Genomic DNA, 2140 nt, shown 5'->3' on the forward strand with positions numbered 1-2140 from the left:
GCCTTCCCGGCGTGCTTGAGCACGTGGCGCTGGATGCGGCGGCCGAGGACGGCGAGCAGCGCGGGCAGCAGCACCAGCGACGCGGCCATGGTGACCAGCACGGTCAGCGCCACCGCGAGGGCCACGCCCTGGAGCGCGCCGAGGCCGAGGGCGACCAGGCCGAGGAGCGCGATGATGACGGTGCAGCCGGCGAAGAAGACCGTGCGCCCCGCGGCGTCGAGCGCGATCCGCGCGGCGCTGTCGCGGTGGGCGCCGCGGACCAGCTCGTGGCGGTAGCGGTAGAAGATGAGCAGCGCGTAGTCGACGCCGACGCCGAGGCCGACGAGCATCATGATCGGCGGAGTGAAGTCGGCGACGGTGAAGACGTGCCCGGCCAGGGTGATCAGGCCGACGGCGGTGCCGACCGCGAAGAGCGCGGTCACCAGCGGCACGGCCGCGGCCACCAGCGAACCGAAGAGCAGCACGAGGATCACCAGCGCGGCGAGCATGCCCGCGCCCTCGGCGGCCCCGCCGCCGCCCTCCTCCGCGCCGCGCACGGCGTCGCCGCCCAGCTCGACCTGGAGCGCGTCGCTCCGCGCGTCCTGCGCGGTGTCGATGATCTTCTGGACATCGCCCTTGGGGACCAGCTCCGCCTTGTCGTCCAGGGTGACGGTGGCGTACGCGATGTCGCCCTTCTCCGACACCGCCGCCCCGCCGTCGGCGTACGGGCTGCGCACGTCCACGACGCTCGGCAGCCCGCGCACCTGCTCCAGCACGCGCTCGACGTCCTGCTCGGTGCCCGCGGCGCGCATCCCTCCCTCGTCCTTGAACACGATCTCCACGCTGTCGCCGGCCTGCGCGGAGCCGTGCTTCTCCAGCAGGTCGGTGGCGGCCTGGGAGTCGGTGCCGGGGAGGGAGAAGTCGTTGCGCCAGTCGCCGCCGACGGCCTGGGAGGTCGCGGTGACGCCGAGGAGGACGGCGATCCAGAGCAGGATCGCCATTCTGCGCCGGCGGCGTGACCAGTCGGCGAGACGGGCGAAGAGCCCGGGGCGTACGTCGGGGGCGGGAGGCGGCGGAGCTGCGCGGTTTGCGGACATGACGCCAGCTTCGTGGGCGGCCCGGGGCGCGCACATCGGCCCGGCGCAGGCAACGGCCGTACCCCACGGGTTGCGCCCTCGCCCGCCCCGTACTACCCGGGTTGCGCCGGCTCCCCCGTACCCTGTCCGATCCCCTAGGGGGAGCCCTTACGGCCGCGCAGCGGTGCCGGGCACGGCACGGATGGGCTGGGCCGACGGGCCGCGGGGGCGCCGGGGGCCGAAGGCGGCTCGGTGTCGGTGTCGGTGTGGCGGCCTACCCTTGGGCGGGTGCGCGGGGGAAGTGGACGGGGTGTGCCGAACGGCGCTGTGCAGGACGGCCCCGTGGCCGTCCTGTGCCGGACGCCCCGTACCGGACGGGCCGTCAGGGCCCCAGCCAGCCCGGCTGGACCATTCCCGACTCGTACGCCAGCACCACCAGCTGCGCCCGGTCCCGCACGCCGAGCTTCGTCATGATCCGGCTCACGTGCGTCTTGGCCGTCGCCGGGCTCAGCACCAGCCGCGCCGCGATCTCGTCGTTCGTCAGCCCCGCCGCCACCAGCTGCATCACCTCGGCCTCCCGCTCCGTCAGCGCGTTCAGCCGCGGGCTCGGCTCCGGTGCCTTCACCCGGCCGGCGAACTCGGCGATCAGCCGCCGTGTCACCGAAGGGCTGATCAGCGCGTCGCCGCGCGCCGCCACCCGCACCGCGTGGATCAGCTCCTCCGGCTCGGTGTCCTTGACCAGGAACCCGGCGGCGCCCGCGCGCAGCGCCCCGTAGACGTAGTCGTCGAGGTCGAACGTCGTCAGGATGACGACCCGGACGTCCGCCAGCCGCTCGTCCGCGGCGATCCGCCGGGCGGCCTCCAGGCCGTCGGTGTCCGGCATCCGGATGTCCATCAGGACGACGTCGGGGCGCAGTTCGCGGCACGCGGCCACCGCCTCGGCGCCATCGCTCGCCTCCCCGACCACGTCGAGGTCGTCCTCGCCCTCCAGGATCGAGCGGAAGCCGGCGCGCACCAGCTTCTGGTCGTCCGCGAGCAGAATCCTGATCATGCCTGCGCGTGCTCCGTTCCGTAGGGCAGCCGGG

At 74.3% G+C, this 2140-nt stretch carries 2 protein-coding genes; both read right to left on the bottom strand.

Translation table 11 applies throughout. The annotated features are described in order from the left end of the window. A partial coding sequence (locus H5J30_RS29030) for an MMPL family transporter (RefSeq protein ID WP_181790247.1) occupies positions 1-980 on the bottom strand: 980 nt, incomplete at its 3' end. 457 nt (positions 981-1437) lie between these two features. Then, the gene (locus H5J30_RS29035) at positions 1438-2106 is read right to left on the bottom strand and encodes a response regulator (protein ID WP_181790246.1); all 669 of its coding nucleotides are present in this window, start codon (positions 2104-2106) and stop codon (positions 1438-1440) included. Positions 2107-2140 lie beyond the last annotated feature (34 nt).

It is taken from the genome of Streptomyces phytophilus (genome assembly GCF_013870535.1).
Classification (GTDB): Bacteria; Actinomycetota; Actinomycetes; order Streptomycetales; family Streptomycetaceae; genus Streptomyces; species Streptomyces phytophilus.

Excerpts from the sequence above, each read along its gene's own strand:
- H5J30_RS29035 (WP_181790246.1), bottom strand. The coding sequence starts at position 2,106 with ATGATCAGGATTCTGCTCGCGGACGACCAGAAGCTGGTGCGCGCCGGC.